This window comes from Autumnicola musiva (genome assembly GCF_031846585.1).
GTDB classification, from domain to species: Bacteria; Bacteroidota; Bacteroidia; order Flavobacteriales; family Flavobacteriaceae; genus Autumnicola; species Autumnicola musiva.
On sequence record NZ_JAVRHK010000013.1, the window covers coordinates 105,883 to 112,817 of the forward strand.

The 6,935-nt window shown below is 36.6% G+C and carries 3 protein-coding genes and 1 pseudogene; all 4 read right to left on the reverse strand.

Going from position 1 to position 6,935, the window contains the following annotated elements:
• Positions 1–4 precede the first annotated feature (4 nt).
• Positions 5–3,676: a SusC/RagA family TonB-linked outer membrane protein gene (locus RM539_RS15355; protein ID WP_311504299.1), complete on the reverse strand. Its 3,672-nt coding sequence runs from the start codon at positions 3,674–3,676 to the stop codon at positions 5–7.
• A 110-nt stretch (positions 3,677–3,786) separates the two neighbouring features.
• Positions 3,787–4,920, reverse strand: coding sequence for a FecR family protein (locus RM539_RS15360; protein WP_311504300.1), 1,134 nt, complete (start codon positions 4,918–4,920; stop codon positions 3,787–3,789).
• A 140-nt stretch (positions 4,921–5,060) separates the two neighbouring features.
• Positions 5,061–5,579 (reverse strand): RNA polymerase sigma-70 factor, encoded by a 519-nt coding sequence (locus tag RM539_RS15365; protein WP_311504301.1) that lies wholly within the window; start codon positions 5,577–5,579, stop codon positions 5,061–5,063.
• A gap of 1,137 nt (positions 5,580–6,716) precedes the next feature.
• A pseudogene (locus RM539_RS15370) lies at positions 6,717–6,935 on the reverse strand (sulfite exporter TauE/SafE family protein); the annotation flags it as partial.

Sequence of the window (6,935 nt, forward strand, 5' to 3'; positions counted from 1 at the left end):
ATTTTTAGAATTTTACATTTAATCCCAGGGTCATTCTATTTCCCGGCCTAAGTGACCTTCTTCCCTGATAGAAATGATATTCCGGATCTATTCCATAGTCATTATTGGCCCATAATAGAAGATTTGATATCTGCCCCCTTACCGTGACCAGTTCTATACCCGATCCTCGAAACAGATTTTGAGGTAAGCGATAGATCAGGTTGATATCCCTGATTTTTATAAATGAACCGCTTATCACATTATTATCCCCATAGGTATAATAATTTATTTCACGATTACTGTCTGGAGCAGGGGAGTGACGGGGGACGTCTGTGAAAGCCTCATCACCCGGTTCCCTCCATCTATCCAAAAACTCATCATTGATGTTCCCGGTATTAAAAGAAAAATTTTGAGAATCCAGTCTTGTCCCAGAATAGAATGTATTTACATCCCGGCGCATTACATGCCCGAGGCTAAATACCGTATTTACATTCAATGAAAGGTTTTTATAGCGGAAAGTATTTCCAAAACCTCCATTCCATTTGGGCTGGGTAGTTCCCATAAACTTAATATCATCTAAAGTAGCTACGTTAGGATCACTAGTAACCGTACCATCTGCCAGGCGTATTTGCGGATCTCCATTCTCATTAAGTCCTGCATAATCGTAAGCAAAAAGTGGGAAAGAAGCATAACCTTCAGCAGGCCTAGGGCTGGTTACCCTTGCGTCACCAGAAGTGATTTCCTGGGTTAAATTAAGATTAGTAATGATATTTTCATTAAAGGCTATGTTTAGGGTAGAAGTCCATGAAAAATCCTGAAGAATTAAATTCCTACTCTGCAAGCCCAATTCAAAACCTTTATTTTCCAGATCACCCAGGTTTCCATAAACACTGCTATATCCCGTAAATGGATTAGTAGGGACAAAACCTAAAAGATCAGTAGTTTTTCTATGATAATAATCTGCCGAACCTGAAATTCGACCAAGGATATTAAAATCTATACCAAGGTTAGTGGTTGCGGTACGCTCCCAACTCAATTTACTGTTCCCGGGAGTTGAAATACTCAACCCTATACCGGTTGGAAAGAAAAAAGACCCCGTAGGCGATAATATATCGAATGAGGCGGCGTCACCCGGACTTGGAGCATTACCTGCAATACCATAGGTCCCTCTCAAAGCCAACGAATTCAACCAAGCGGCACCATTCAAAAAAGATTCTTTACCTAAATCCCATTTGGCTCCTGCACTCCATACGGGCTTGTTTTGGGCTGATTTATCTAAACCAAACAGATTACTCTGGTCATTCCTTACACTCCCATTAAATGAATATTTCTGATTGAAAGTGTAGGCAATATTACCATAATAAGATGTAAACCTGGTCAATGTCTCACCCCGTCTAAAATAACGTCCATCTGCTATGGTAAAACTACTAATTACATATTGCGGTCCAATATCAGGACGATTTAATTGATTAGGCTTAACAACATAAGGAACTTGCTGCAATGCCCCATAATCTATTTGTTCATAACTCTGTAACCTGTCGTCATACCCCCTAACTTCACTGGTCTTACTGATACTCAACTGTTCCTGGGATTCCTGTCCCACAATCATATTAAGCTGATGCATCCTGTTATTCCAGTCCTTAACATAAGACAACTGGTTTCGAATAGTCCAGGCCTCTACATCTGAATTTCTAACCGTATATTTGCCGCCGGTATTAGGCAGCAGGTATTGTGGATCAGCTCCTGGTTCATCCACCACTGTAAATTCGGCAACTTCTGTTCTTTGACCTATGGCAAGGTGATCTACGTAATTTTCGTTTTCAACTGAATTAGCTGTATAGCTGTAGGTCCCGCGAAGACTTAATCCATCAAAAATATTGATGTTTACACCCAGTACATTTCTAATGGACTTTGTTACATTTTCATTATAAGCATAATTCACTTCATCTAACGGTGTATAGCTTAAATCAAGACGAGCTGCATCTTCATAAGCATTTCTTATAGAGTCGTTTAATTCCGTCATATAAGACATTTCTATGTTATTGCCATTGGAATCCCTAAATAGTTGATAGGGCAAAAAACGACTATCGGCGTTTATACTGTTAGGGCTGAACCTGTCCTGATAGGTAATATCTGTGATTAAATCAAAATTAAAACGCTCTCCAATTTCAAAAGTCTGTCTCAGGTTTAATTTATACCGGTCATCTTTTTGCCCGGGGGTAGTACTTTGTGTGCCCGTATAATTTCCTGAACCGTAAAAAGTATATCCTTTTTTACCGGCAGATACAGAAAGGGTATGTGTGGTAAGTACAGACGGGCGATACAATAGCCTACTAATCTGGCCGGTATTATCTATATCCGAAAGGCTGTCCAATCGTCTTCTTGCAGTGCCTTCGCTTATCACTCCACGATATCGATCATATAAAATTCGTTCATGTGGCGGTATACCACTACCACCTGTTCCATAAGCAGTAACAGACTCATAGGGTCTAATCGTAGGATCAAAAATATCTTCAGCGACCTGAATAAATTCCCTACTATTAAGAGTATTCAAATAATCCTGATCTGGCCTCCCCTCAATTGTTAGGAACGTATCATATTGGAATTCAATATCACCGGTAGAAGAACCTTTTTTGGTGTTGATCACAATTACTCCATTTGCTGCCCTGGCCCCCCAAATAGAGGCTGCCGTAGCATCTTTTAAAACCGTTATATCCCTGATATCCTGTGGATTGATATTTAAAAGTCCTGATAACGCAAGTTCACTGGTAGTTCGGGGAGCAACATCTGCTACAGGCACCCCATCAACTACAATTAAAGGGCTGGAGTTAAGGGATAATGACGACAAGCCTCTTACTAATACAGGATTATTAATTTCAGCTCCTGGGCTTTTATTTATGGTAAGCCCGGGTACGAGACCATCCAAACGATCTGTAACATTCATACTAAAACCGCGGTTTCGAAATACCTCCATATCGGGTTTTGAATATGAACCGGCACTCCGCTCTTTCGATATCGTCTGATAACCTGTAGATACCAAGGTGACTTCTTCTAATTCTCCTATATTTTGTTGTAAAGTAATTTCAAGGTTTTTAGCAAATTCCGCCGAAATAATTTCCACTTCCTTAGAAAGATAACCAACGTGGGTAAAAACTAAAGTTGAACCCAGCGCTACACTTTTCATCCTGAACTCTCCTTCAAGATTAGTGGCTACAGCTTTTTGCTCTCCCCTAACCATTACAGTGACACCGGCCAGAGGCATATCTAAGGAGTCCTGCACTACACCCGTAACCGGAACGTTTACCTGAAGAACATTAGGCTCTGGCTCTTTTTCTTTTTTACTTACGATCACCGTATTCTCAAAGAATTTATAAGTATACCCCAAGCGATCGAGGCCCATTGTCAATAATTCTGAAGTTTTTATTACTCCTTCTTTGACATGAATGACCGGAGCATCTTTAATATTGTCATACCGATATATAAACAGATAATCGGTCTGAGACTGTATCAAATCAAACACTTCATCCAATTTTAGCGCTTGGTCCTTATTGATGCTTATAGGAGCATCCTGAGAAAAACCATTATTAGGACTAAAAGCAAAAGCTGTTGTACATAGTAAAAAAATAAAGGTTTTCATGAATAACAGGTGAAGTCTATAGCCATAAAGACCATAGGTAGAGATCAAATTATTTTTCATAAATTTGTAGATGATTATTTAAATATTCAGTTGATTTAAGTAATTGAACTATAAAGGAATTTCAGTTTGATGCTGTGGAAGGTGCGAACTTTAATTCCTTTTTTATTTTATTATTTTATCATAATTTTATTTTCTTTTATATTAAATTTTACTTCTCCTGTTTTTTCAAGGGTATTAAGCAGTTTAGTAATGTTATCTTCTCTCTCAAGCGTACCTGAAAATGTGTATCTCTTCTTTTTAGAATTTTTGAAGATCACCTCTATATCATACCAGCGAGACAACTGTGCCATCATTTTTTCCAAAGGCTCATTGTGAAACATAAATAAACCATCTTTCCAGGCTGTGGAATAAGACACATCCACATCCTTAATCTTTATAAGCTCGTTATTTCCTGTATTTGTGGCTTGTTGACCGGGTTTCAGTAGTTTTTGTGAAATTTGGTTTTCTATACTCACTCTTCCTTTTACAAGCGTTGTACAAATTGTCTGGGTTTCTTTATAAGCTGTAATATTAAACTGGGTTCCCAATACTTCTATTTCCTGACCTTCGGTTTGAACAACAAAAGAATCCCCGCGGTGCTCAGTGCTATGTGTAACTTCAAAATAAGCCTCACCATATAACAGCTCCACCTTTCTGGGTTGGCCCTCGATAAAATGAACCGGATACTTCAGTTTTGTTTCCGAGTTCATCCAGACTTTTGTTCCGTCAGACAAACGGACAAAGAATTGTCCTCCTCTCGGGATCGTTAATGAATTAAAAATTAGTTTCTGATTCTTGACCTTTGAATTATAAACCAATCGGCTGTCTTCAGCGTGCGCATTTTCATCAGAGTAATCATCTCCTTTTGTTAGGACAATGGATTCACCATTCCCCAATGTGAGCGTAGCTTTATCTGTACCTGCACTAATCACATAAGGTTGCTGCCCCTCCTCAGGCTGATGGTTCATAAAAAACAGAGCAGAAATACCAAAGATCACCAAAAAAACAGCAGCATATTTCATAAAAGAAAATCTTCTTTTGGCTGGTGAAATCTTTAAGCTTAGTTCTTCCCAATCTTTCTCTGTATCAATTTCATTAAGTAATTTTTGATGATTGGAATCCTGCTCACGAAAATCCTTAACTACTTCATTTATATCCTCCTCTTGAAGAGGAAAATCTTTTTTATATGTTGGTATGTCTTTTCCTTTAAAAACAGCTTCAGCCAGTTTTTTTGAATAGTCAAGAACTTTTTCAATTTGATTCATTTTCATCATGCTTTCCACTCATAAAACGAATGAATCTTAAGAGAGGGTGAAGAAAAGTTCAAGTTTTTATTAAATTTATTTTTAAAATACTAGGGATACTGTATTAGAAAAAGATGTGACTTATCCCATGAACCTTTGTTTTAAGGCCGTTGTTGAAGAATCGATCTCAATTTTGAATAGGCAATTTTCTTTTGAGTTTTAACAGTATTGATGGAAATTGATAATTCTTCCGCTATTTCAGGATTTGTTAATTCTTTCAATGAAAGCCTCATAATTTCTCTGCATTTAGGCGGAAGTTCATCGATAGTTTTTTTTATTATTCCAGCTGTTTCAGCAGATAAAGCTTCTTTATAAAAAAAGCTTTTCATATCCTCTTGTTCAAGCAAATCTACCTCTACTGAATGCTCTGTAAGTCTTACCCGAGAAGAGCGCAGATGATCGATGCATTTATTTTTTACCGCAGTATATAAAAAGGATTTTGCCGCAGCATATGAGGTAAATTTCACCTTCTTCTCCCAAACATTTATAAACACCTCCTGGGTTACATCTTTACTAATGCCGGTATTTTTCAGGTATGAATTGGCGAAAAGACAAAGGGAGGGATAGAGCGATTGAAAAAGCTCTCTGAATTCTTTTAAAGTTAGTGCTGAATCATTCAAATTTTGATTTCCTTTATAAACCGCAGTGAATATAAATATAAATTATCTAAATTCTTAAGGTATCTTTAACAACAAAACAACAATTGGATAATTTATAATTAATCGTTAACTGAATTACGAACTAATACTTTTTTACTTCAATTTCTGAAAACATCATAATTGAAAACATTCAATTATGATGTACCTTTTTACTCATTATAGGATAGCTAGAGTCGTTGAAGGTTAATTAAAATAATTACAGCTTAGCACTATTAGATAACAGCCGAAGCAAACCCCAAACTACCTAAAAGATATAAAATTTCCAAAACATTAGAATTCATGAGAAGAATTATTTATATCTTCTCCGCCCTTGCAATCATGGCAACTGCTGGATGCAAATGAAATAAATCTGCTCAAGATGATTTTTTTCTGAATCAACACTAGACAATCTTCAACAGTTGCCAGAGACTATATGGAAAGCAATGAACGATTGGATTTAGATTATAATTATGACAATCCCACACTTATACAATTATTACCCGATAAAGAGGTCGCAAAAATAAAGCTGATATTTAAGATTCTACAAGAATGTTTATATTAAAGATGGTATGTATAAAACTGAATTGGAAACAGGTAGAGATATTAATATTTCTGAAATCTCTTTTCTTCACTTAAGAACAACCTTACTGAAATAAACAAGCATTTATAAAAGAGTGAATTCAAGAGAGAAGCAAGACCAATAACCGGGAATATCTTACTCTTTTATTAGAGTAGTGCTTAAAATTAAGTAGTTACTTTTGATATACTTGAGCTATTGGTCAAAATCTTCGATTTATGGTTATTGTTTAGTAATCAATTATAGATCCCAATTGAAAAATGAGCTGAATAAAATTTTTTGGCTCAATAAGGAATCTTACAAGTAACGACAAATTCGCAATGGATCCACCTAATTAAAAAGCCGTACGGCAGTTAACAGATATCTCTCAATTGAGAAACTAATCCATATCATCTTCCCGTTCCATCTTTAACTGAAACTTTATTAATTTTGCATGATAAATGCTCGATTAATTGGATTTTATCACAAAAACAATGTAGCCATTTTAGAAATTCCCGCTTTGACTTATAAATCTTCTGTAGGAAATTCATATCATCAGTAATTTAATGACATTCATATTTAGAGTTCGCCTGTTCCGTAATATCTTTTGGAGAAACATATGGAATCCCCAGCCCCAAGCCTCGTAAAATAAACATAACGGCTATAATAGCCAGAAATACCGGTACTGCTTTTTTAATATGCTGCATGACTTTTCCCGATAGTAAGTTCCCTATCCAGATGGCAGTGGTCATAAGTGGGATGGTGCCAAGGCCAAAAACCAC

Coding starts and splice junctions, on each gene's coding strand:
- RM539_RS15355 (WP_311504299.1), bottom strand. CDS start 3,676: ATGAAAAATAATTTGATCTCTACCTATGGTCTTTATGGCTATAGACTT.
- RM539_RS15360 (WP_311504300.1), bottom strand. CDS start 4,920: ATGAATCAAATTGAAAAAGTTCTTGACTATTCAAAAAAACTGGCTGAA.